Source organism: Streptomyces sp. NPDC014864 (genome assembly GCF_043081525.1).
Taxonomy (GTDB): Bacteria; Actinomycetota; Actinomycetes; order Streptomycetales; family Streptomycetaceae; genus Streptomyces.
Window position 1 is genome coordinate 362,367 of the sequence record NZ_JBIBWT010000005.1, and the last position, 23,781, is coordinate 386,147.

General features: G+C 71.3%; 12 protein-coding genes and 1 pseudogene. 5 read left to right on the forward strand and 8 right to left on the reverse strand.

The annotated features are described in order from the left end of the window. Positions 1-47: 47 nt before the first annotated feature. The 3 genes from fxsT to ACF1A5_RS12145 all read right to left on the reverse strand — a co-directional run bounded on the left by fxsT (position 48) and on the right by ACF1A5_RS12145 (position 6,299). A complete protein-coding gene (gene fxsT / locus ACF1A5_RS12135; RefSeq protein ID WP_392192735.1) occupies positions 48-4,016 on the reverse strand; it encodes an FxSxx-COOH system tetratricopeptide repeat protein in 3,969 nt (1,322 codons plus the stop codon). A 357-nt stretch (positions 4,017-4,373) separates the two neighbouring features. After that, positions 4,374-5,819: a hypothetical protein gene (locus ACF1A5_RS12140; protein ID WP_392192736.1), complete on the reverse strand. Its 1,446-nt coding sequence runs from the start codon at positions 5,817-5,819 to the stop codon at positions 4,374-4,376. Between the two features lie 171 nt (positions 5,820-5,990). Further along, a complete protein-coding gene (locus tag ACF1A5_RS12145) occupies positions 5,991-6,299 on the reverse strand; it encodes a trypco2 family protein (protein ID WP_392192737.1) in 309 nt (102 codons plus the stop codon). A 300-nt stretch (positions 6,300-6,599) separates the two neighbouring features. On the opposite strand from ACF1A5_RS12145, the gene ACF1A5_RS12150 reads away from it, so the two are divergent. Beyond that, positions 6,600-9,674, forward strand: coding sequence for a SpoIIE family protein phosphatase (locus tag ACF1A5_RS12150; RefSeq protein WP_392192738.1), 3,075 nt, complete (start codon positions 6,600-6,602; stop codon positions 9,672-9,674). A 53-nt stretch (positions 9,675-9,727) separates the two neighbouring features. Here the strand turns inward: ACF1A5_RS12150 and ACF1A5_RS12155 are convergent, their stop codons facing one another. Beyond that, a complete protein-coding gene (locus ACF1A5_RS12155; RefSeq protein ID WP_392192739.1) occupies positions 9,728-11,173 on the reverse strand; it encodes a serine/threonine-protein kinase in 1,446 nt (481 codons plus the stop codon). 439 nt (positions 11,174-11,612) lie between these two features. Further along, positions 11,613-13,454: a coagulation factor 5/8 type domain-containing protein gene (locus ACF1A5_RS12160; protein WP_392192740.1), complete on the reverse strand. Its 1,842-nt coding sequence runs from the start codon at positions 13,452-13,454 to the stop codon at positions 11,613-11,615. Positions 13,455-13,933: 479 nt separating this feature from the next. Here ACF1A5_RS12160 and ACF1A5_RS12165 point away from each other — a divergent pair, with 479 nt between their 5' ends. The 4 genes from ACF1A5_RS12165 (at position 13,934) to ACF1A5_RS12180 (ending at position 18,567) form a co-directional block, all read left to right on the forward strand. After that, the gene (locus ACF1A5_RS12165; RefSeq protein ID WP_392192741.1) at positions 13,934-15,250 is read left to right on the forward strand and encodes an ABC transporter substrate-binding protein; all 1,317 of its coding nucleotides are present in this window, start codon (positions 13,934-13,936) and stop codon (positions 15,248-15,250) included. Positions 15,251-15,264: 14 nt separating this feature from the next. After that, complete coding sequence (locus tag ACF1A5_RS12170; protein ID WP_392192742.1) at positions 15,265-16,257, forward strand: carbohydrate ABC transporter permease; 993 nt, start codon at positions 15,265-15,267, stop codon at positions 16,255-16,257. A gap of 76 nt (positions 16,258-16,333) precedes the next feature. Next, positions 16,334-17,173 (forward strand): carbohydrate ABC transporter permease, encoded by an 840-nt coding sequence (locus tag ACF1A5_RS12175; RefSeq protein WP_392192789.1) that lies wholly within the window; start codon positions 16,334-16,336, stop codon positions 17,171-17,173. A gap of 29 nt (positions 17,174-17,202) precedes the next feature. Further along, complete coding sequence (locus tag ACF1A5_RS12180; RefSeq protein WP_392192743.1) at positions 17,203-18,567, forward strand: GH1 family beta-glucosidase; 1,365 nt, start codon at positions 17,203-17,205, stop codon at positions 18,565-18,567. Positions 18,568-18,813: 246 nt separating this feature from the next. Here the strand turns inward: ACF1A5_RS12180 and ACF1A5_RS12185 are convergent, their stop codons facing one another. From ACF1A5_RS12185 to ACF1A5_RS12195, 3 genes and pseudogenes are all read right to left on the reverse strand, one after another. After that, positions 18,814-19,419, reverse strand: coding sequence for a hypothetical protein (locus ACF1A5_RS12185; protein WP_392192744.1), 606 nt, complete (start codon positions 19,417-19,419; stop codon positions 18,814-18,816). 3 nt (positions 19,420-19,422) lie between these two features. Further along, positions 19,423-21,186 (reverse strand): cytochrome c oxidase subunit I, encoded by a 1,764-nt coding sequence (gene ctaD / locus ACF1A5_RS12190; RefSeq protein WP_392192745.1) that lies wholly within the window; start codon positions 21,184-21,186, stop codon positions 19,423-19,425. A 1,184-nt stretch (positions 21,187-22,370) separates the two neighbouring features. Continuing rightward, positions 22,371-23,773 (reverse strand): annotated as a pseudogene (locus ACF1A5_RS12195) (UvrD-helicase domain-containing protein); the annotation flags it as partial. Positions 23,774-23,781: the final 8 nt, after the last annotated feature.

Consider the following 23,781-nt stretch of genomic DNA (forward strand, 5'->3'; position numbering starts at 1 on the left):
CCTTCCACATGTCGCGCGGCCGCCCCGCGGGGCGGCCGCGCGGCCGGTCACAGCGGCAGCGGGTCGATGTCGCAGTTGGCCCGCTCTCGGTTCCTGAACTGCACGGTGGCCGCGTGCCGGGTGCCCGACTCGCTCTGCAGCCGGGGCACGTCGAGCACCCGCTCCATGCGCTCCAGGGTGTCCTCCCGCAGGGTGGCGGCCTGGGCCTCGGCCCCCACGGAGACGAGGTCGAGCGACAGATTGCCCGCACACGCCAGCGTGGTGGGATGGTCCTGCCCGAAGGTGACCCGGCACAGGGCCAGCGAGTCCTCGCTCCGGCGCCGCGCCTCCTCGTGCTCCCCGAGCGCGGCCAGGTCACTGGCCAGGTTGATGGCGCAGACGAGCGCGAGCGGGTGGCCCGCGCCGAGTCGGTCGGTGAGCGAGGCGAGCGCCGCCTCGTCGAGGCGCCGGGCCTCGTCGGGCCGGCCGAGCAGACGCAGGGTCACGGCGAGGTCGACGTCCGCGGACAGCGCGTGCGGGTGGTGCGGGTCGTAGATCTGACGGTAGCCCTCGCACACCTTGACGCCCCGTGTCCGGGCCGCCTCCAGATCGCCGTTCTGCCGCAGCGCCACCGACAGGGTCAGGGCCGCGGCCAGCGACTGGGGGTGGGTCTCGCCGTAGCGGCGGGTGAACTGCGCGTGCGCCTCGGTGGCCAGTTCCAGCGCCCGCACGTGGTCGCCCTCCTTGCGGCAGGCCTCACTGAGCTGGCGCATCGCCTCCACCGTCGCCGGGTTGCCCCGGCCGAACACGGTCCGGTAGCCGCTGAGCACCGACTCCTGCAGGGCGCGGGCTCCGATGTAGTCCCCCGTCTCCCGCACGTCGATCGCGACGTGCGTCTCCGAGTGCAGGGTCGTGCGGCCCTCGCGGCCGTACAGGCGCAGTTTCAGGGCGAGGGTCCGCCGGTCGAGCTCCAGGGCCTGCTGGAACTCGCCGATCAGACGCAGGCTCACGCTGAGGTTGTGGGCGGTGTTGAGCGTGGTGGGGTCGTCCTCGCCGAACGCCCGGTGCGCCCGTTCGTAGGCGATCCGGTCCAGTTCGGCTCCGGTGGCGAACCTGCCCTCCACCCGGCGCACGGCGGCTTCGAGCTGAAGGGCGTCGAGCGCGTCCTCCCGGGTGTCCTCTTGGTCCGCGGGGGCGGTGCGCTCGTAGACCTCTCTGAGGTGGCTCACCAGACGGGCCGCGTCGTCGAAGCGTCCGACCACCCAGTACAGGAAGCACAGCTTCTGCCCCATGAGCAGCGTCTGCTGGTCCTCCTCGCCGAAGATTTCCAGCCAGGCCTCCCACGCCTGCTCGGAGAAGTCGAGCGACACCTCGTGGTCACCCCACCAGTAGAGGTACTCGCCGACGTTCCTGACCAGCTGGCGCACCCAGGGCTGGTCGGACTTGATCGCCTCGGAGGCGATGACGTGGCTGTAGAGCTCGGAGTACCGGGGCCAACTCGCCGGGTCCTGGGGGGTCCTGGGGTCGGCGGCGGCCAGCAGGGTGTGTGCCCCGTGGCGCATACGGGACTGTTCCTCCAGGCTCATGCGGTTGTTGAGCACGAGCTGGACCAGCCGGTGCATCTCGATGGAGTTCGTACGGTGGTCGATGCGGGCGAGCGAGTAGCGGTTCACCTCCCTTATCGCGCGGGCCAGCCTCATCGGGTCGTTCAGCGCCGCGTCCAGCTCGGGGAAGATGCTGCTGTTGCCGAGGCCGGAGAAGATGGACCGGGAGATCGGGTCCGGGGCGAAGTAGGAGCACAGCTGCAACAGCCGCAGCGCGGCGGGACTTCGGGTCTCCAGATGGTCCAGGGAGACGTTCCACGCGGCGGCGACGGGGAGTTGGTAGTCCGGTGGCGGAGCCACCTCCAGCAGCTCCATGCGCTTGTTCTCGAACAGCCGCAGGTACTCGGAGGCGGGCATCCCGGTCTCCGCCCGCCAGGCCGCGGCCTGTTCCAGCGCCAGCGGCAGGTCGCCCAGAGCCTCGGCCAGCCGGTCCGCCTCGGCGTCGCTCAGCGGCGGCCCGGAGCGGCGCAGCAGCTCCTTGCTCTCCTCGCGGGTGAACACGTCCACTTCGAGGGATCCGCCGACCTGCCCCCACCGCCGGTTGCGGGAGGTGACGAGGATCGTGCCGTTGCCCCCCTGCGGGAAGTAGTGGCGGACCTGCTCCGGGTTGTCGGCGTTGTCGAAGATGAGGAGCCACCGCGAGTACGGCCGTCCCTCGCGCAGCGCCTCGCGGACGGCGGGGCCCGCGATGTTCGCCTCCGTGGTGGTCACCAGGCCCAGCCGCTGGGCCAGTTCCACCAGGGCCTGGCCGATCTGCCCCGGCCGCTCCGAGGGGATCCACCACACGACGTCGTACTCGGCCTGGTGCCGGTAGGCGTACTCGATCGCGAGCTGTGTCTTGCCGACGCCGCCCATGCCGTGGATCGCTTCCGGCAGCACCGTCGTCGTGCCTTCGCGCAGCCGCTGGGCGAGCAGTTCCAGAAGCTCGCTGCGGCCGGTGAAGTTCGGATTCCGGGGCGGCAGATTCCCCCAGACGCGCGGTTGTGTGGTGCGGTCCCCCTCCGCTGTCCGCTGGGGTGTTGTCGACATCTGAGAGGCTCCTTCGGAAGCGGTCCGGGGTTCAGTCGTAGCACCGTGTTCGACCACCGCCGGGGCCGAACCGGAGTGCGCGTGTCCCGAGGCGGTACGTGGTGATTTCTCCAGGCTCACCGCGTATCGCCGATCGTGCCAGCTCAGCACCTTCGCCAACATCGCGGCACGCTGGTCGTAGCGTCCCGACAGGGCCCGCAGAGCGGTCAGCTCCACGCGGAGGAAGGCGATGTTGCGCTGGTTGACGCGTGGCATCGCCAGGGTGTCGAGGGGTTCGTCGGGGGGCGGCAGGAGCGGGGGCGGCAGCGGGGAGCCGGCCGGCGTGTCCTCGGCCAGGACCGCGCGTACGTCGTGCAGGACCCGTGCGGTGGCGCTTCGGCGCCCCAGCGCCAGCAGTTCCTCCCGGACGTCGGGAGCGAAGATGAAGGCCACGTCCGCCGCGCCCTCCCCGCTCGTCCCGGTGGGCCGGACCAGACCGCTCATCAGGAGTTCGGAGACGTGCACCGGGCCCGCGTCCGGGGTCGTCGCGACGATCCGGTGGATGACGGGCAGGCTCAGCGGCGCGGCGGCGAGCCGGGTGGCGAGGGAGAAACCGGTCGGACTGGCCGCCGCCCGGAAGTCGGAGACCCGGACCGCGGCCGGCACCGTGCTGTGCGGGTCGGGCACGTCCTCCGCCCAGGGGACGGCGCGCGCCGCGTCGGGCCGGCTCTTCCACGCCTGCGCCCGGACGGCGGACAGATCCAGCCACTGGTGCTCCGGCTCGGCGACCAGACGGGTCAGCGCGCCGGCCCAGCGGCCGGTCAGGGCGAGCACGGGGACGATGACCGCATCCCTCCCGGCCTCACCCTCGGAGTCGTCGGCGCCGGGTAACCCGGCCGGGACCTCGCGCTCCTCCCATTCCCAGGCACGGTTGGCCGCCCAGGCCCGGGCGGCGCGGATGCGCACGCGGCTCACGTTCAGCCCGGTGCGGAACCACAGGTGCGGGGGCAGCAGGTGCAGTACGGCGACGGGGTCCGTGCGCCCCCAGGTGCGCAGCAGCGGCTGCACCGCGCCGAGCCGCCAGCCGGCCGCCAGACCGTCGGTGACCACCAGCACCACCCGGCGGGTGCCCGCCGGGGCCGCGCCGAGCGGCTCCTGGAGCCCCACCCGCGCCGGGTCCGTCTCGTCGGTCCCGAGCAGGGGCAGCACCCGCACCCGGGTGCGGTTCTCCGTCCGCTCCAGCTGGTCCACCAGGTCGCTGCGGACCGCCCGGTCCCACACCCGCATCGTCGGATGGGCGTCGACGACGAGAACCGCCTCCGCGGGGTGCGGTCCGTCCGACCGTCCGAGCCGGCTCAGAACCTGAGCGGCCTCACGGCGTGTCCGCGCGGCCTGTGCCGGCCGTAGCCCGTCGTCATCGTGCATGGGTGCCCTCAAGGCGTCGGAGTGACGGCCGACGTGGTGACGGCAGACGTCGAAGGGTCGGCGAGCATCGTAGTGACGGCAGGCGTGGATGTGGCGGCAGGCGTCGAAGTGACGGCGGGAGTGTCGCGGAGTCGCGCGGACTCCAGGCAGGCGTGACAGCCACGGGGAAAGCGTCGCAGCGCGTCCACCCCCCGAGCAAGTGCGCAGGGCGGTTCGCGCGAGGCGTGTGCAAGAGCATGCCGGAAGCAGGAGGGCCGGTGCGGCGCGGAAGCGGGCCGGCGGAGGCACGCTGGTTCATTGCGGGCACCTCCCCGCGCAGGCGGACGGTCCGTGCGCCCGTGACCCCGGCCGCCCCGGTCACGGGCGCACCGGCGCGTGGTGGGGGCCCGGCGGGCCCGGCCTGCGCTCCGGGTCGTCGAGCAGGATCGCCAGATGGCGTCCCACGTGGTTGTCCCACCCCTCCGGCCCCATGGCCAGCGCGTCCTTGCGCCATCTTCCGGCCCGCTCCAGCAGTCCGCCCAGTCCCCGGTCCTGCACGATGTCCGCCACCGCCTCCTTGAAGGCCGGATCGGAACAGTCGCCGCGATGCCAGATCATGGCGGGCACCCCGGCTCTGAGCCCCGCGAGGTACTCCTGGCGGCCGGTGGCGGACTCCGTACCGGGCGGCTCGCTGAGAACCAGGCATACGGCGTTCTCGTCCTCCTTCAGCTCCCGCTCCAGGTGGAAGTGCGAGTGGCCGGGCCGGTTCCAGTACGAGTGCGTGTCCGCCGGTCGGTCCTTGTACTGACGCCACTTGTTGTGCCACGGCCGGTGCCAGGCGGCCTTGCGCAGCCGCTCGAAACTGCGGACGAGGACCGTGTAGTCCATCACCAGCGGAGTGGGGGAGCCCGAGTCCGACTCCTTGTGCCACCACTCGACCGGTTCCCCCAGCAGCTCCCACGGCAGGATGAACTCGAGCACCACGGGCTGCCGCAGGTCGGACCAGCGCTCCTCGGTCTGCTCGATCAACGTCTCCACCTCGGTGGGCAGTTGGCTGCGGTGCAGGTGCAGCGTCTCGCCCGGGACCGGGTGCCAGCCCTCCGAGTCCGACTGCCGCCAGTGGGAGAGGTAGTACCGCTCGGGGTCCACACCGTCCGGCTCGAACTGGATCATCAGATACGCCGGCATCAGCGAGACGGCCGGCTCGGTGACACTGCCGCGCTGCCACTGGGCGAGCTGGTCCTCCAGCCGCCAGGCACGGGACTGCCGGCGGTTCCAGCGGCGCAGCAGTTCGGCCGCCTCCATCTGCCCGTCCTCGACGAACTGGTCGGCGGCCAGGGACAGGAACGCCATGCTCACGGGCAGTTCCTTCGCCGCCGCGTTGTCTCCGGCCAGCCGCAGGAAGACGGCCCAGCCCGTGTCGCACCACGAGGGCAGCTCCTGGGTGCGTGACCGGCTGGCCCGGCGTGCCATCGCCGCCAGCGCCGACGCCGAGCGCAGCTCCAGCAGGACCGGTCGCAGGGGATGCAGATCGGCGCCCTCGAAGAAGTCGACCGCCTCCCACTCGTCCACCAGGCGCCGCAGCGCCGTCACCCCGGCGGACCGCTGCTCCACGTATCCGAGGCAACGCACCAGGCAGGACAGCCCGTCGGGAACCCGCGCGCAGCTCTCGACGAGGTGCAGCAGCCACGGACGCAGCGTCTCCCCCCGTAACGGCTCCACCGGCGCGTCCAGTTCCTGGGCCAGCATGGTCACCAACAAGTCGGCGCTGGTCGTGTGCCGCATCGTGGCCGACTCCTGGAGCACGTCGACGACGCCGGCCACCAACTCATTGCGAACCCGCGCAGGACTGCGCCCTTCCACGCTTGTGACCTCCCCCGTCGTCACCAGCCGTCACCGAGTTCCCACTGCCCGTGCCGACCAGGGTACGGCCACACGTCCACACACGTCAGGGGGGCGAGAAGCCGGAACCACGGCTCTGGCGGCCCCGGCACGTCATCGCTCCCCGTCGGTCTCGTCTCCCGAGATCAGGACACCGCGCCGCGCTCCGTCCGGGGCGACCAGCCTCGGCTGCAGGGTGAGGCTGATCCGATGGGTCCGCGACCCCTCGAACTGGCCGTCCCCGCCGGCCTCCACGACCCAGAACCGCACCTTGCCGCCGGCCCCGCCCTTCCGCCCCACGGCGACGGTGGCCTCGATCTCCACCGGCCCGAGCTCGAACCGCACCGGGCCGGCCGGGCCGCCCGTCAGCGCCTCGTTCAGCTCATGCCTCAAGTCCCTGATGAGTTCGGCGAGTTCGACCACACCGCGGATCCTATCGGCGCGGCCCGCGATTGGTCCAAAGCGGAGGTGGCCACCTGCCGGCCCTCGGCCATCGAGAGGCGAACCCGCAGGGGCGCATGAGGGGCGCTCCGCGTGCGGCGCTTCGCGTTCGGCGTGTCGCGTGCCCGAAAGACGGCCGGGCCGGCGGCGGCCAGAATGGGGCAGGTGAAAGTGGTGAAACAAGGTAAACATGTTGAATGTCGTAATTGTTAAAGCTGAGTAATAAATGTCGGGATAATCCTGCATACTGGTTGCCATCTCGTACGCCCGTGCGGGGAGGGAGTGATCCAGTTGGCGGTCGGCTGGGACGACAGTGGCGGTCTCGCCGCTGTCTACGAACGGTTCCTCGCGGGAGAGCGGATCGAGGACACGGGGGGAATCGTCAGAACCCCGATCCTGACCTCCTGGCAGCGGTGCAGGTCGCTGGGGCTCATCCCCGACCAGCTCGTCCTCACATGCGAGCAGGACCTGGACCAGGACGGGCGGCTGCTGAGTGCCGCGGCCCCGGTCCTCGACCGGCTGGAGGCCGCGCTCGACTGGCCACCGGTGAGCGTCATCCTCACCGACGCACGGGCGCGCGTACTGTCGCGCCGGGGCGGCGGCCCGGAGCTGAACAGGCACCTGGACGCGGCACACGTCGTCCGGGGCTTCGGCTTCCCCGAGTCCAGCGCGGGCACCAATGCCGTCGGCACCGCACTGGCCGAACGGCGCCCTGTCTACGTCCTGGGCCGCGAGCACTTCGCCGACTGCATGCGCCTGCTGGCCTGCGCCGGCGCCCCCGTCCGTGATCCGCTCAGCGGCCGCGTCGAAGGGGTACTGGATCTCACCTGCCTCCGGCGGCATTCGGATCCGACGATGCTGCCCCTCGTGCAACAGGCCGCCGGAGAGATCGAGCAACGGCTGCTCGAACAGTCCTCGCGGCGGGAGCGCGAACTGCTCGCCGCGTTCCTCGGCACCCGCCGGGCCGCCGGTGGGCCCACCGGACCACTCGGCGGGCCCACCGGCGGCCCGGCCCCGGGCGAGGACCTGATCGGCCCCGCAGACCGGGCCGTCCTCCGGGAGAGAGCCCAGGAACTGATCGCCTCCCCGCACCAGGTGGCCACCGAGGTGACCCTGTCCGACGGCCGGACCGCGGTACTGCTGTGCCGCGAGGTGTGCGCGGCCTCCGGCGAGGCCGGAATCGTCGTGGAAGCCGCCATCGCCGCCGGCCCTCAGTGGCGTATCCCGGCGCCCGCGGGACCCGAGCCGTGCCACGCCCGCACGCCGGTGGCCGGGTCGTCGACGCCGTCACCGGCGGTCGCGGCGCCCCGGCGTCCCACCGCGGCGGTGGCGGCCGCGGGTCCGAGGGCACTGCTCGAGGAGGACCGGACCAGGATGGGGGACCAGGTCCGGGGCAGGCCCCGGCCATCGGCGCCACCGCCCGGCCGGGGGCCTGACCGGGGGCCCGGCCAGAGGCCGGTGGCGGATCAGGGCCGGAGCGTTCCCCCGGCGGATTACGACCGAACCGTGCCGCCGGCGGGGAGTGCCGTTCCCCCTGCGGACCGAAGTGAGACCGTCGCCCCGCCGCCCGCCGAGGCCACCGCCGCCCCGACGGCTGCCGGGGACGAGGTCCCCCACACCCATGTGGGACTGCTGCTCCTGGGTGAGCCGGGGGTCGGCCGACTCGCCCTGCTCGCCCGTAAACGACTGGAACTGCTGTACGACGCCAGCGTGGGCATCGGCCGGACCCTCGACGTGACCCGCACGGCGGAGGAACTGGTGGAGACGGCGGTGCCGGGATTCGCCGACTTCGTCACCGTCGACCTGCCCGACTCGGTCCTGAACGGCGAGGAACCCGTCGCCATCGGCGAGGGTCTGCGGCGCGTGGCGCTCGGGGCGGCACGCGCGGGCTCGCCGCTCTGCGCCGTCGGCAAGGAGGTCGGCTGGCTCCCCGCATCACCACAGGAACGCTGCCTGCAGACCGGGAACCCCGTGCTCGAACCCGATCTGAACCGGGCCGTGGACTGGGCGGCCAACGACCACGAGTGCAGCCGGAAGCTCCTCGCGTCCGGAATGCATTCCCTGATCACCGTGCCCATGCGGGCCCGCGGTGTCACCCTCGGCGTGGTCAGCTTCTTCCGTGCCGAGCACTCCGGCCCGTTCGAGGACGACGACCTGTGGCTCGCGGGCGAGCTGGTCGGCCGGGCCGCGGTCTGCATCGACAACGCCCGCCGCTTCACCCGCGAGCACACCATGGCCCTGGCGGTGCAGCGCAGCCTCCTCCCGCAGGGCATGCCCGTCCAGGACGCCGTCGAGGTCGCCCACCGCTACCTGCCCGCGCAGGCCGGCGTGGGCGGCGACTGGTTCGACATCATCCCGCTGTCCGGCTCCCGGGTGGCTCTCGTCGTGGGTGACGTCGTCGGCCACGGGGTGCACGCCGCCACCACCATGGGCCGGCTGCGCACCGCCGTACACAACTTCTCCGCCCTCGACCTGCCGCCCGAGGAACTCCTCACCCACCTCGACGACCTGGTCGGCCGCCTGGACGCCGACAGCGGCGGGAACGACGGGATCATCGGCGCCACCTGCCTGTACGCGGTGTACGACCCGGTGTCCCGGCGCTGCGCGTTCGCCCGGGCCGGCCACCCCCCTCCCGCCCTCGTGCTGCCCGACGGCACCGTCGACTTCGTGGACGTGCCCACGGGCCCGCCGCTGGGGCTGGGCGGACTGCCCTTCGAGCACTGCGAGATCGAGGTGCCCGAGGGCAGCCGGATCGTCCTCTACACCGACGGGCTCATCGAGCAACGCGGCCAGGACCTCGACATCGGGCTCAGTCTGCTGCGCCGCACCCTGGGTGCCACACGGCGGCTCGCCGATTCTCCGGAGGAGACCTGCCGGGCCGTCCTGGACGCCCTGCTGCCCGACCATCCCGGCGACGACATCGCCCTGCTCGTCGCCCGCACCCGTGCCCTGGACACGGAACGCACGGTGCACTGGGACGTGTCGGCCGACCCGGCCGAGGTCCCCCGGATCCGCGGGGCGGTGACCGAACAGCTCAAGAAGTGGGGCCTGTTCGAGCAGGTGCCCACCACCGAGCTGATCGTCAGCGAGCTGGTCACCAACGCCGTCCGGTACGGCGGTGCCCCGATCCGGCTGCAACTGATCCGCGATCACCGGTTGATCTGCGAGGTGACGGACGGCAGCAGCACATCCCCGCGTCTGCGGCGGGCCCGCACGACGGACGAGGGCGGACGCGGCCTCTTCCTCGTGGCCCAGCTCGCCGAACGCTGGGGCACGCGCTACACGGCCGAGGGCAAGGTCATCTGGACCGAGCAGCCGCTGCCCGCGGACGGCGCGGAGCGCTGCTACGACGGCTGAGACCGCTCTGCCGGCACGGCCTCACTGCGGCCCCGCCGTGCCCTCACCGCGGCTCACTGCCGTCCCCGGCCGAGGAAGCGCTCGACGACAAGGGTCAACTCCTCGATCCAGTCGTCCAGTTCGTCCTCGTTGCGTGTGGTGATACGGCAGGAACGCGTGGCTCCGTCGTGAAAGTGGAGGGTGACGGTGAGGGAGAGACCACGCCCCGACTCGCTGTGGGTGACGGCGCGGACGGCGGACCAGGGGAAGTCGACGGGGTGACCGTTGATTCCGAGCGAGATGCCGTGCGCGTCGGCGACGACGGCGTTCTTGTGGTCCATCGCCAGGAACTCCTGCCCGCCGGGCGCCCCCTGGCCCGCCGCGCCCCCGGCCGCCGGTGGTCCGAACCCCGGCGGCCCGAACCCCTGCGGCGCGGGCGGGGGCGGCGAGGCCGGGTACGGCGGATAGGGCGAAGGCGCGGAGACGGTGGGGAGGGACGCCGCGGCGGCCTGCGGTGGGGGTGTCGCCTGGCCGGGCCGAGGTGGAGGCGTCGCATGGCCGGGCTGCGGCGGGGGTGTCGCGTGGCCGGGCCGAGGTGGAGTCGCGGGGGTCGCGGGGGCGGGAGAGGGCGCGGCGCCGGCCGGCGGGGGAGTGGCCACGCCGTGCGCCGGCTGGGCCGACGGGGCGGCCGGTGCGTACGCGGTCGGCGTGTACGAGGGCAGAGTGTGCGCGGGCGGGGTGCTCCCCTGCGGAGGGGTGAGCAGGTCCAACAGCTCCCCGGCGCTGGGCCGTTGACCGGGATCCTTGGCCATGCACAGGGCCACTGTCGCCCGCAGCCCCGCCGGCACGGCCGACATGTCGGCGTCCTGGTGCACCGACCGGTACATCAGCATCATCGGCGTACCCTCGCCGAAGGCGCTGCCACCGGCCGCCGCGACGAGCACGGCGCCCAGCGCGAAGACGTCCGCGGCGGCGGTGACGGGCAGTCCCTCCGCCTGCTCCGGCGCGAGGAACCCGGGGGTCCCGAGCGCGGCGCCGGTGACGGTGAGCCGGGAGGCCTCGACGGCCCGGGCGATACCGAAGTCGACGACCCGGGGGCCGTCGTCCGCCATGATGATGTTGCCGGGCTTCAGATCGCGGTGCACCAGGCCACAGGCGTGGATGGCCTGGAGCGCCTCGGCGAGGGCGAGACCCAGTTGCCGCAGGGCGGCCGCGTCCATCGGCCCCCGGGAGGTGAGCAGATCGGCGAGGGTGGGCCCGGGAACGTAGGCGGTGGCCAGCCAGGGAGCCTCGGCGTCCGGATCCGCGTCCACGACCGGCGCGGTGTGGAACCCACCCACCGCACGGGCCGCGGTGATCTCGGCCCGGAACCGCTCACGAAACCCGGGATCCCGCGCCAGCTCCGGCTTGGCGACCTTCACGGCCACACTCCGTCCCCCGCGCGACCGCCCCAGATAGACGGTGCCCATCCCGCCCTCACCAAGCACCCGCTCGATCGTGTAGGCGCCGATCTGCTGCACGCCGAAACCTCCCCCTGTGCGCTGTCCGCGCCACCTTAGAGCAGGCCGGGAGCCGAGGGTGCGACAGGCCACCGACCAGCGCGAGCGTATCCGCCTGGGCAACACCTGGTTCCACAACGGCCCGCTCGGTCCGTCCGCGCAGTCGACAGACCGAGCGGGCCGTCACCGCCGGTGTGGATGGGCTTCGACCGCGAACCCGGGGGCACGTCGATCGGCCGTACGCCGGGCACCCGCCCGTGTCGTACGGCGTTGGTGCACAGTGTCCTACCGGGTGATGCCCCCGGCCCTGCTGATGGGGTGGCTCGCCACATCCACGAAGTCACCCGGCTTCCCGGAGGACCTCCGGGCCCTTCTGCTGGCGGGCCATCCCTCAGGGCGCGGCACGGCGAGGGATCATGGCCGCACCGTCCTCACGGGGGCGGTGAAGCAGGCCACCCCGTCACGGATACGACACCACCGTCGACGGCACGGTCGAACTTCCCGAGGTGGCCGCCCCCGTCTCGTTGATGACGTGCTCGTACTGGCCGTTGCCGCCGAGGGAGATCACCAGCAGGTCGTGGAAGCGCACGCCGGGACGGTTTGGCGCCGAGAAGCCGTGGTGCTGCACGATGGTGGGGTCGACGTTGTAGTAGCAGTAGCTGCCCAGGCCCCAGGCCTCGTGGGTGGTGACGTGGTCGCCGACCTTGTAGGCCGCGTACCCCTTCACCGGCCCGTTCTGGATCGCCGCCTGGTTCGGGGCGTCGTACGCCTTCTCGTTCTGGAAGAAGAGGGTGCGGCCGCGCTGGCCGTACCACTGGACGTCGTACTTGTTGAAGTGCTCCACGAACAGGCCCGTGGCCAGGACGTCGTCGCCGTTGACGACCAGGCCGTAGTCGGCCCGGTTGGTCTCCCAGCCGACGCCGGTGCCGTGGTCGGCGCGCCAGATCCAGGTGTGGTCGACGATCGTGTGACGGCTGTTGATCACCATGCTGGTGGTGGCCAGGCCTGCGCCCGCCCCGCCGATCCGCACGAACACGTCCTGCACCGTCGTCGGGTTGGCGGAGTGGTCCTTCGAGGCGCCCCGCGGTCCGACCTCCAGCAGGGTGGGGGAGTTCACGGACCCCGCGTCGATCAGGAACCCGGCGAGCCGTACACCGTCCACGTCGGCGACCTTCATCGCCGTGACGCCGTTGTCCGGGACGAGGGTCGCGTAACCCAGGCCGAGGACCACGGTGTTGGGCCGGTTCACCTGGATCGTCCGGTCCAGGTGGTAGACGCCCGGGGTCAGCAGCAGGTGAAGTCCCTGCGCCAGGGCCTGGTTGAGCGTCGCGGCGGTCACCCCCGGCCTGGCGACGTAGAACTGCGTGAGCGGCAGCGAGGTCCCCCGCGGGGTGCCGTTGCCCCAGGTGACGCCGCGGGCGTTCGTCCGCTTCGCCGGGAGGAAGACCCGGAATTGGTCACCGTTGACGTAGAGGAAGGGCTTCTCGCGGGAGACCGGGGTCGTGTCGAGGGTGGTGTACGGCGGGCTGGGGAAGCTCTGCACCGGGGCGCCCACGACGCCGGAGAACACCATGTTCCACACGCCGTTGAGCCAGCTGCCGATCACACTGTCGCGGGTGTACCACTGCTGCTGGGAGTACGGGCCGATCTGGCCGTCGATCAGGCTGTCGGCGATGTAGCCGCCGCTGGCCCAACCGTAGCCGGAGGGGGCGAGGTTGAGGCCGCCGCGCACGTGCATACGGCGGAAGGGGGCCGCCTGCGCGACCGCCCAGCGGTTGGTGCCGTTCGCGGGGACGAGGGCGAGGTTCTCGGCCGAACGCCAGAAGTTCTGCGTCGCGTTGCCGTTGAACCAGCCCGCGTCGACCGTCACGTCCCCGTTGATGGTCGTGTCGTCGGGGGACAGGCCCAGGCCGGCGACGGAGGTGTAGAAACCGAGCTGCGCGTTGAGGCCGTGATATGTGCCGGGCTTGAACAGCAGCGCGTAGCGGCCGGTGCCGAACTGGGCCGACTCCTGCTGCCGGAAGACCTCGTCCAGCTTCGCCTGGATGTCCGGCGTGGACGGGTCGAAGACCAGGACGTTGGGGCCGAGGTCGCCGCCGCCGGGCAGGGCGCACCGCTTCCCGCGCGAGGCGGGCGGCCGCCCGGCCGCCCCGCCCGCGGGCGAGGTCGAGGTCGCGGCCGCGGCCGGTGTCGCGGCCAGTCCGGCCAGGACGGGAGCGGCCGCCGCGGCGGCGCCGAGGACGGTTCTGCGGCCGACGGAGCGCGGCTGCCGGGCGGGGGTGTCCGGGGAGACAGGGGGCATGGGGCGGCTCTCCTGGTTCAGGAAGTGAACGAAGTGGGGGTGTGAGAGCGCTCTCTCGGTGCTGAATGCTTCATCCGCGTGAACGAAGCGTCAAGAGGTGCGACCACAAATTCGTTCAACTCGCGATGATGGGCCGTCAGTCGGCAGCCGCTGGCGCCCAGGGGGGTTCGCGGGGTGGGGGCGGGCCTTCGGGGATGTCGAGACCCAACCGTCGCCGAAGGGGCGTGCGGCCGTGCGCCGGCGGTGTCCGTCGCAGGTCACCCGGCCACCCGCGGCCGTATGCCGGCGACCGTGCCGCGGCGGCCGGCGCCACCTCCCGAACCGCCCTTGCCGCATCTCTTGACGGGCCACCTCCGCGAGGGTTAACTCACGTCCTAAATTAAGCCATGAGTACTTCGGAAGCCGAACGGGGCGGTGCCCGGGATCTCCCTCGGCGTTCTCGACTCGTTCTCGACTCCCGGAAGGGGACACCAGGAGCCATGCGCAGCATCCGAGCCGCGGCCGTAGGCGCCGTCACCCTGTCTCTCGCCCTCGCCGCCTCGGCCTGCGGGGGCGGTTCGGCCACGGGCGGCGGGTCCGGCGACTCGCCGAAGACGCTCACCTACTGGGCGTCCAACCAGGGCGCCGGCATCGAGATCGACAAGAAGGTCCTGCGGCCGGAGCTCGACAAGTTCGAGAAACAGACGGGCATCAAGGTGAAGCTGGAGGTCGTCCCCTGGCCGGACCTGCTGAACCGGATCCTCACCGCGACCACCTCCGGCCAGGGCCCCGACGTCCTCAACATCGGCAACACCTGGAGCGCTTCGCTGCAGTCCACGGGCGCGCTGCTGCCGTGGGACGCGAAGAACTTCGACCAGATCGGCGGGAAGGACCGCTTCGTCGACTCCGCGCTCGGCTCGACCGGCGCCCAGGGCAAGGATCCGGCCGCGGTGCCGCTGTACTCGATGGCGTACGCGCTCTACTACAACAAGCGGATCTTCGCCGACGCCGGCATAGCCAAGCCCCCGGCCACCTGGGACGAGCTGGTCACCGACGGCAGGAAGATCCGGGCGAAGGGCAAGCAGGTCCTCGGCGCGGAGGGATCGAACGTCTCGGAGAACATCCACCACGTCTTCGTCTTCGCCAAGCAGCACGGCGCCGACTTCTTCGCTCCCGACGGCAAGGCGGACTTCACCAACCCCGACGCCGTCGCCGCGGTCAAGAGTTACGTCGACCTGATGGCGAAGGACAAGGTCGTCCCGCCGGGCAACGCCGAGTACGCGCAGAACCAGTCGGTGAGCGACTTCGCCAAGGGCAGGACCGCGATGCTGCTGTGGCAGTCGGCCTCCGCCAACCTGAAGTCGCAGGGCATGAGCGAGGACGCCTACGGCATCGCCCCGGTGCCCGTGCGCTCCGGCACTCCCGGGCCCGGCACCCAGGTCAACTCCATGGTCGCCGGCATCAACATGGCCGTCTTCAAGAACACCCACAACCTCGACGGCGCCACGAAGTTCGTGAAGTTCATGACCAGCGACGCCGAGCAGAAGATCCTCAACAAGGCCTACAGCTCCATCCCGCCGGTGAAGAACGCCCAGTCCGACCCCGCGTTCACCGCCCCGGCCAACGCCGTCCTGAAGAACACCCTGGCCACCAGCGCCGCCGCGCTGCCGCAGGTCCCCGACGAGTCCCAGTTCGAGACGACGGTCGGTACGGCCGTCAAGGAGCTGTTCGCCGACGCCGCCGCCGGGCGCGCGGTGACCACCGAGTCGGTGAAGGCCAAGCTCGAGAAGGCCCAGCAGCAGATGCCGGCGCAGTGAGCACGGACACCGTCATGACGACCGCCCCCACCGGGGCAGGCGCGTCGGCCGCGCGTGAGAGCTCCCCCGGTGCGGCGCGCGGCCCACGCCGCACCGGGCGGATCCACCGCGCCGCACTGCCGTACCTGCTGCTCCTGCCCGCCCTGCTCCTCGAACTCCTGGTCCATCTGCTGCCGATGGTGATCGGCATCGTGATGAGCTTCAAGGAACTCACCCAGTTCTACATCCGCGACTGGGGCTCCGCCCCCTGGTCCGGCCTCGGCAACTACCGCGTCTCGGTGGACTTCGACGCCCCCGTCGGCCAGGCCCTGCTGCACTCCTTCCTCGTCACCGTCGGCTCCACCCTGCTCTCGGTCGGCCTGTGCTGGCTGATCGGCACGGCCGCCGCGATCTGCATGCAGGACACCTTCCGCGGCCGGGGCCTGCTGCGCGCGCTGTTCCTGGTGCCGTACGCGCTGCCCGTCTACGCGGCCGTGATCACCTGGGTGTTCATGTTCCAGCACGACAACGGACTGGTGAACCACGTCCTGCACGACCAGCTGCACCTCACCGGTAGTCCGTCCTTCTGGCTCATCGGCGACAACAGCTTCGTCGCCCTGCTCACCGTGTCGGTGTGGAAGGGCTGGCCGTTCGCCTTCCTCGTCGTCATGGCCGGCCTGCAGAACATCCCCACGGAGCTCTACGAGGCCGCCGCGCTGGACGGCGCCGGGCCGTGGCGGCAGCTCCGCCACATCACCCTGCCCTCGCTGCGGCCCGTCAACCAGGTGCTGGTCCTCGTGCTGTTCCTGTGGACCGTCAACGACTTCAACACGCCGTACGTGCTGTTCGGCAGGGCCGCCCCGCAGGCCGCGGACCTCATCTCGGTCCACATCTACCAGGCGTCCTTCGTCACCTGGAACTTCGGCACCGGCTCCGCCATGTCCGTCCTGCTGCTGCTCTTCCTGCTCGTCGTGACGGGCGGCTACCTGCTGCTGACCTCCCGGGGAAGGAGGGCGGCCGATGGCTAGCACCTCGCGCGCACCCCGCCTGCCGGGCACCGCGCAGGCCGCCTCGCGCTCGCGCACGGCGCCGCCCCACTCACCGATGGCACCCCCGCGCTCCTTCCTCTGGACCCGGCGCGTCCTCCTCACCCTGCTCACCGGTTTCGTCCTGGTGCCGGTGTACGTCATGGTCTCCAGCTCGCTGAAGCCGCTGCCGGACGTCACGGGCAAGTTCCGCTGGCTGCCGAGCGGGTTGACGATCCGCCCGTACATCGACATCTGGTCCACGGTCCCGCTGGCGCGGTACTTCGCCAACTCGCTGATCGTCGCGGGCGCGGCGACCGTCTGCTCGGTGGTCATCGCGGTCTTCTCCGCGTACGCCGTCAGCCGCTACGCCTTCCACGGCAAGCGCGTGTTCACGGTCACCGTCCTGTCCACGCAGATGTTCCCCGGCATCCTCTTCCTGCTGCCGCTGTTCCTGCTCTACGTCAACATCGGCAACGCCACCGGCATCGCGCTGTTCGGCTCGCGCGGCGGGCTCATCCTGACGTACCTCACCTTCTCGCTGCCGTTCTCGATCTGGATGCTGATCGGGTACTTCGACTCGGTGCCGCGCGACCTGGACGAGGCGGCACTGGTGGACGGCTGCGGCCCGCTGGGCGCCCTGTTCCGGGTGGTGGTGCCCGCCGCGATCCCCGGCATCGTCGCCGTCGCCGTCTACGCCTTCATGACCGCCTGGGGCGAGGTGCTCTTCGCCTCCGTCATGACCAACGACACCACCCGCACCCTCGCCGTCGGCCTGCAGGGCTACTCCACGCAGAACGACGTGTACTGGAACCAGATCATGGCCGCCTCGCTCGTCGTCAGCGTGCCCGTGGTCGCCGGCTTCCTGCTGCTGCAGCGCTATCTCGTCGCCGGGCTCACCGCCGGAGCGGTGAAGTGAACAACCCCCGCCATTCTGAGAGGACTTTTGTGTCCGACGCCATCGACCTCGCCGCGCTTCCCCACGACTTCCTCTGGGGGACGGCCACATCGGCGTACCAGATCGAGGGCGCCGTCGCCGAGGACGGCCGCACACCGTCGATCTGGGACACCTTCTCCCACACCCCCGGAAAGATCGACAACGACGACCACGGCGACGTCGCCTGCGACCACTACCACCGCTGGCGCGAGGACATCGACCTGATGCGGCAACTGGGCACGAACGCCTACCGGTTGTCGATCGCCTGGCCTCGCGTCATGCCGGGCGGCGACGGCTCGGTCAACCCTAAGGGCCTCGACTTCTACGACGCGTTGGTCGACGGTCTGCTGGAGGCGGGCATCACCCCGTCCGTCACCCTCTACCACTGGGACCTCCCACAGGCGCTCCAGGACCGGGGCGGCTGGCCCGAGCGGGCGACCGCCGAACACTTCGCCGCGTACGCCTCGGCCGTCGCCGAACGCCTCGGCGACCGCGTCTCCCACTGGGCCACCCTCAACGAACCCTCCTGCTCGGCCTGGATCGGCCACCTGGAGGGCACGATGGCCCCGGGCCTCACCGATCTGACCGCCGCCGTCCGCGCCTCCTACCACCTGCTCCTCGGCCACGGCCTCGCCACCCAGGCCGTCCGCGCCGCCGCGCCCGGCGCCGAGATCGGCATCGTCAACAACCTCTCCACCGTCTTCCCCGCCACCGACCGACCCGAGGACGTGGCGGCCGCCCGCCGCCACGACGGTCACATCAACCGCTGGTGGCTGGACCCGGTGCACGGCCGCGGCTTCCCTGCCGACATGCGGGAGGTCTACGGCGTCGAACTCCCGGCGCGGCCGGGAGACTTGAAGACGATCGCGGCCCCGCTGGACTGGCTGGGCCTGAACTACTACTTCCCGGCCACCGTCGCCGACGACCCCTCCGGACCCGCCCCCCGGGCCCGCGGCGTGCGCCGCCCAGGCGTGCCGCGCACCGGCATGGACTGGGAGATCGACGCGAGCGGCATCGAGGCCCTGCTGCTGCGCCTGACCCACGACTACGGCGCCCGCAGGATCCACGTCACCGAGAACGGCTCCGCCTTCCCGGACGTCGTACGCCCCGACGGCACGATCGACGACGTCGAGCGCCAGGACTACCTGGTACGGCACCTGGCCGCCTGCGCCTCCGCGGCCCGCAAGGGCGCACCGTTGGCCGGGTACTTCGCCTGGTCGCTGCTGGACAACTTCGAGTGGGCGTACGGCTACGACAAGCGGTTCGGGCTCGTCCACGTCGACTACCGCACGCAGGCCCGCACCATCAAGGGCAGCGGCCACCGGTACGCGGCGATCGCGCGGGCGCACGGGAGGCGGGCGCGGGACGCGGCCTGAGGGGCCGGCCCTGTCCGTCCGGTCTCGGACAGGGCGAGGGCGAGGACCTGGTCGTTCGGTCGCGTATGACCGAACGACCGTACGCCGGGCGGGGATCGGCCGGGATCTGCCCCGGGCTCCTGGTGCACCGGCCCCTAACGCGCGCGACGTCGGCGGCCGTTCCGGGATCGGCCGCGTATGACCGAACGACCGTACGCCGGACGTGGATCGGCCGGGATCTGCCCGGGCCCCTGATGCTCCCGGCCCCTAACGCGTGGGATGTCGGCGGCCGTTCGCCGGTGGCGTGGTACGGCGCGGTGCCCGTGCGCCGTACAGGGCCGCGAGGGCGAGGAAGAGGGTGAGGAACAGGGCGAGGGACAAGGGGAGAAGCACCCCCAGGAGGGTGGCCGGAGCGAGGTCCGCCACCCCACCCACGCCCCCGTCAGGCCCGGCCACGACGCGCAGCCCCGCGACGGCCGCCGCGGCGGCGACCCCACCGCCCACGACGGCGGCGACGACGTACCGGGAACGGCCCGCGCCGGCCGGGGCGGGGACGTGTCCGAGCCGCGCCCAGTGGCGCGCGGTCTCCCGCGCCTCACGCCTGCGCTGCACGGCGGCCCGCAGGTGGAGGGCGGTGGTGACGGCGGCCCCGACGAGGGCGGCGACGCCCGGCACCCACCACCCCTCGGCGACGAGCAGCAGCACGGCGAGGGCGCCGACGCCGGCCCAGCCCGTCACACAGGCCGCCGCGGCGCTGCGCCGGGAGTCGGGACGGTCGGCGCCGGCCCGCAGGTCGGCGAGGGCGGGCAGGTACCAGACGCACCCGGCGGCGTTCAGTGCCGCGGCTCCCAGCGCGGCGACGGCGTGCGACACGGTCTACCTCGCCGCCGCTTCCAGTCCGGGGGCCTGCGTGACTCCGGTCGCTCCGGCGATCTCCGGGTGATGCAGGTCGAAGGCCGGGGACTCGCTGCGGATCCGGGGCAGGGAGAGGAAGTTGTGCCGGGGCGGCGGGCAGGAGGTGGCCCACTCCAGCGAACGGCCGTAGCCCCAGGGGTCGTCGACCTCGATCCTCTTGCCGTACTTGGCCGTCTTCCAGACGTTGTAGAAGAACGGCAGGATCGACAGGCCCAGCAGGAACGCGCCGATCGTGGACAGGGTGTTGAGGGCGGTGAAGCCGTCGGCGGCGAGATAGTCGGCGTACCGGCGGGGCATGCCCTCGACGCCCAGCCAGTGCTGGACGAGGAAGGTCAGGTGGAAGCCGACGGTGAGCGTCCAGAAGGTGATCTTGCCGAGACGCTCGTCGAGCATCTTGCCGGTCATCTTCGGCCACCAGAAGTGGAACCCGGCGAACATCGCGTACACGACCGTGCCGAACACCGTGTAGTGGAAGTGCGCCACCACGAAGTAGGAGTCGGAGAGGTGGAAGTCCATCGGCGGGGACGCGAGGATCACGCCGGTCAGGCCGCCGAAGAGGAAGGTGATGAGGAAGCCCGTCGTCCACAGCATCGGGGTCTCGAAGGACAGGCTGCCCTTCCACATGGTGCCGATCCAGTTGAAGAACTTCACCCCGGTCGGCACCGCGATCAGGAACGTCATGAAGGAGAAGAACGGCAGCAGGACGCCACCGGTGACGTACATGTGGTGGGCCCACACCGTCACCGACAGACCCGCGATGGCGATGGTCGCGCCGATCAGTCCCATGTAGCCGAACATCGGCTTGCGGGAGAAGACAGGGATGACCTCGGAGACGATCCCGAAGAACGGCAGCGCCAGGATGTACACCTCGGGATGGCCGAAGAACCAGAACAGGTGCTGCCACAGCAGCGCCCCGCCGTTGGCGGCGTCGAAGACGTGGGCGCCGAACTTGCGGTCGCACTCCAGGGCGAACAGCGCCGCCGCCAGCACGGGGAACACGATCAGGACCAGGACCGCGGTCAGCAGCACGTTCCAGGTGAAGATCGGCATGCGGAACATGGTCATGCCGGGCGCGCCCATACAGACGATCGTGGTGATGAAGTTGACCGCGCCGAGGATGCTGCCGAAACCGGACAGGGCCACACCCATGATCCACAGGTCGGCGCCGAGCCCCGGCGAGTGGATCGCGTCCGACAGCGGCGCGTACAGGAACCAGCCGAAGTCGGCGGCCCCGCCCGGGGTCAGGAATCCGAACGCGGCGATCGAGGAGCCGAACAGGAACAGCCAGTACGCCAGCATGTTCAGCCGCGGGAAGGCGACGTCGGGGGCGCCGATCTGCAAGGGCATGATCCAGTTCGCGAAGCCGGTGAACAGCGGCATCGCGAACATCAGCAGCATGATCGAGCCGTGCATCGTGAACGCCTGGTTGAACTGCTCGTTCGACATGATCTGCAGTCCGGGCCGGGCGAGCTCGGCCCGCATCAGCAGCGCCATCACACCGCCGACGACGAAGAACACGAAGGCAGAGACGAGATAGAGCGTCCCGATCCGCTTGTGATCGGTGGTGGTCAGCCACTCCACCCAGGTGGGCCGCACGGCCCTGCGCTCCACCTGACCGCGCGCCTCACCGGACGCGACCTCGACCTCGGCGCCGACCCTGTCCTCCGGGTCTTCCGGGCCTTCCGGCCGCCCTGCCGGACCCTGCTGTATCTGCACCTCGTCCACCGGACGGTGCCCTCCCCATCTGCTCGGTTCATCGATTTGTCGATGCGTCGACGAGCCTGGAAGCGCACAGGTTGAGAAAACGGACCCGGCCCCTTCCGGCCGCCGCCCCATGATCGCCGGGGTGGTGCGGGGTGCGGATAGGGTCGAACGGTCCCTGAGCGGGACCGCCGAACGGGCCCAGGGGCCGGGACCTCTGTCCCCGGGGGTCGCCTGCTGGCCAACGTCCTCAACGAACTGCTCGGACTCCCCGCGTACACCGGCCAGACCGCTCACCAGGACGCCGACGAACTGCCCGCCGACGAGGAGGTGATCGCGGAGGCCCCCGCCGCGCCCAAGCTCGTCGGAGCGGAGGTCCAGCATCTCCGCACGGAGCAGGGCGTCGAGATTCACGCGATCTACGAAGGCCGACGTGTCAACGCCTACTGCGACCCGTCGTCCCGCAACCGTGACGATCCCCTCCGGCCCTGGCCGTGGCGAGTACGAGGCTCCCAGCGGGGCGGCAACTGCCGTGGTGCATGCCCTCAACCCGCATGTCAGCGCAATCGCAACGGCTGGTCGTTCTGGGTCGTCACCGCCACGGGCAAACTTCTGCAGAGCATCCGGTGGCGGGCGACCCGTTCCCGTGGCTCATGCTATTGGCCGCCCCGCTTGTGTGGCCTGACGTAAGTGTGTCCCTTCGGCAGTTTGTGGTTTCCTGCGAGGCCGGCCTTCCGGTGCGCCTCGGCGTAAGCGGCACTGGCCTCTTCGCTGGCCTCCTTACCCAAGTGGTCGATCTTCATCAGGTGCCACGGGGAAGTTGAGGATGCCGTCGGCCCCGCAGCTTCCGGTCTGCCACGTGAGGCGTTTGCGGCTGATGAGGCGGTTCACCGAGGCACGTACGGCGTCACCTGGGGACGGGGCGGAAGCGTCGGTCCCTCGGACGTTGCGCGTCAGGTTCTCCATCGGTAGGAGAGCGCGGCCCTTCTCGTCCAGGTAACAAGCTTGCGGATGGTCTCCTGCACCAGGGTGTCGAGTGAGGAGGCGTTGTTGACCTGATCCCGCGTCGGGCTTGTCGGAAGTTCACGAGCGATGATGCGTGGGTCGTACTCGAAGAGGAACTTCTTCCTGGCGATGAAGACGGGATGCTCCAGCGGGGTGAGGAACAGACGCAACCGGTTCCGGTCCAGCTCGGCTGTGACCCGCGTGCCGGGTTCCTCCCGGCGGCGGTCGCCGGCCTGGATGTGCCGGGCGCGTTCCACCTCCAGTTGCGTCGCGCGTTCGGCGACCTGATCCCACGTCTGGACTCCGAGCCGGTCCAGGCACTGGGTGAACCGCTCGGTGAGCTGCCAGATCTCCGCCCGTTCCGCACGGTTGACGGTGCGTCCGCGTCCGGCACGACGGGCACGGAAGTAGTCCGTGCGGGAGGTGACGGCCTGGCCGAGGATCACCTGCGTCCACTCGTCGTTCAGGAACTCCGCGTCCCAGCCGTCCTCGCCGAGCTCGTCCAGGAGCGAGCGCCATTCCCGGACCGCCTGCGCCTCGTCGACGATCCGCTTGCGGTTGCCCGGCTCCGCCTCCCGCAGGGTCCGCAGCGCGAGCTGGTCGACGTGGCTGATCTCCACGCGCGAGAGCAGCGCCTCGCCGCCCAGGGCGAGCAGCCGCGACCGCAGGTCCGCCGCGAGGTTCTTGTTGTACGTGGTCAGCAGCACCGGCTTGTTCCGGCCCGCCGGGAGCTGCTCCACCAGGTGCATGACCCGGTGCAGCGCCACGATCGTCTTGCCGGTGCCGGGCCCTCCGCCCACACGCGCCGGACCGCTGTAGTCCCGCGTGACCAGCTTGGCCGGGGTGGGGTGCAGGAACACCTTCCAGCGCCCGAAGTCCTCGCCCTCCAGAGCCTCCCCCAACGCGTCGTCGGTCGTGGTGACGATGGTGGCGGGACGTTCCACGGCAGCCTGGAAGTCCTCGACGTCCACCGGCTCCGGGGCCGCGACGGGAGCGGTGACCTGCTCCAGGACGTCGTCGTACTCCTTGCCGTCGTACAGCGCCAGCAGCACCTCGCCGGTCAGCTGCGGCGCGTACTTGACGAGCCCGAGGAGCTGGTCCTCCGTGGTCAGTGCGGCGAGGACTGGGATCAGGGACGGGGCCACACCCAGGTTGGTGAGCTGCTGTTCCGACCACTTCGCGAAGAGCGGTTCGGGCGCGGCCGACTCGGTGGGAGGCGCGGGTTCGCCGGGTACCGCGGGCTCGGTGGGTGCGGCGGTCCGCGGGGCCGCGGGACTGAGCACCTCCTGCTGGAGCCGGTGACCCGGTTGACCGAGTACGTGAGGCGATCGAGGTGTGCGTACACGTCCTTGCGGTGCTTGACCGAGACGATCAGCCAGTCGTCGTCCGCCAGGCGCAGGAGCAGCGCCCGGTACTCGTCGTTGACGCGTGCCGAGTACAGCTTGTCGTGGCCCTGCAACTGCTTGAGCCGCAGGCCCGCGGAGTCGGGGTTGGTCTTGAACTTGTGCTGGAAGTCGTAGATCGCTCCCTTGACCGGGCGGGGAAGCTTCAGGATCCCCCGGTCCGCCTTGTCGAGCAGGCGCAGCGTCGCGTTCTTGCCGGTCACGGCTGTTC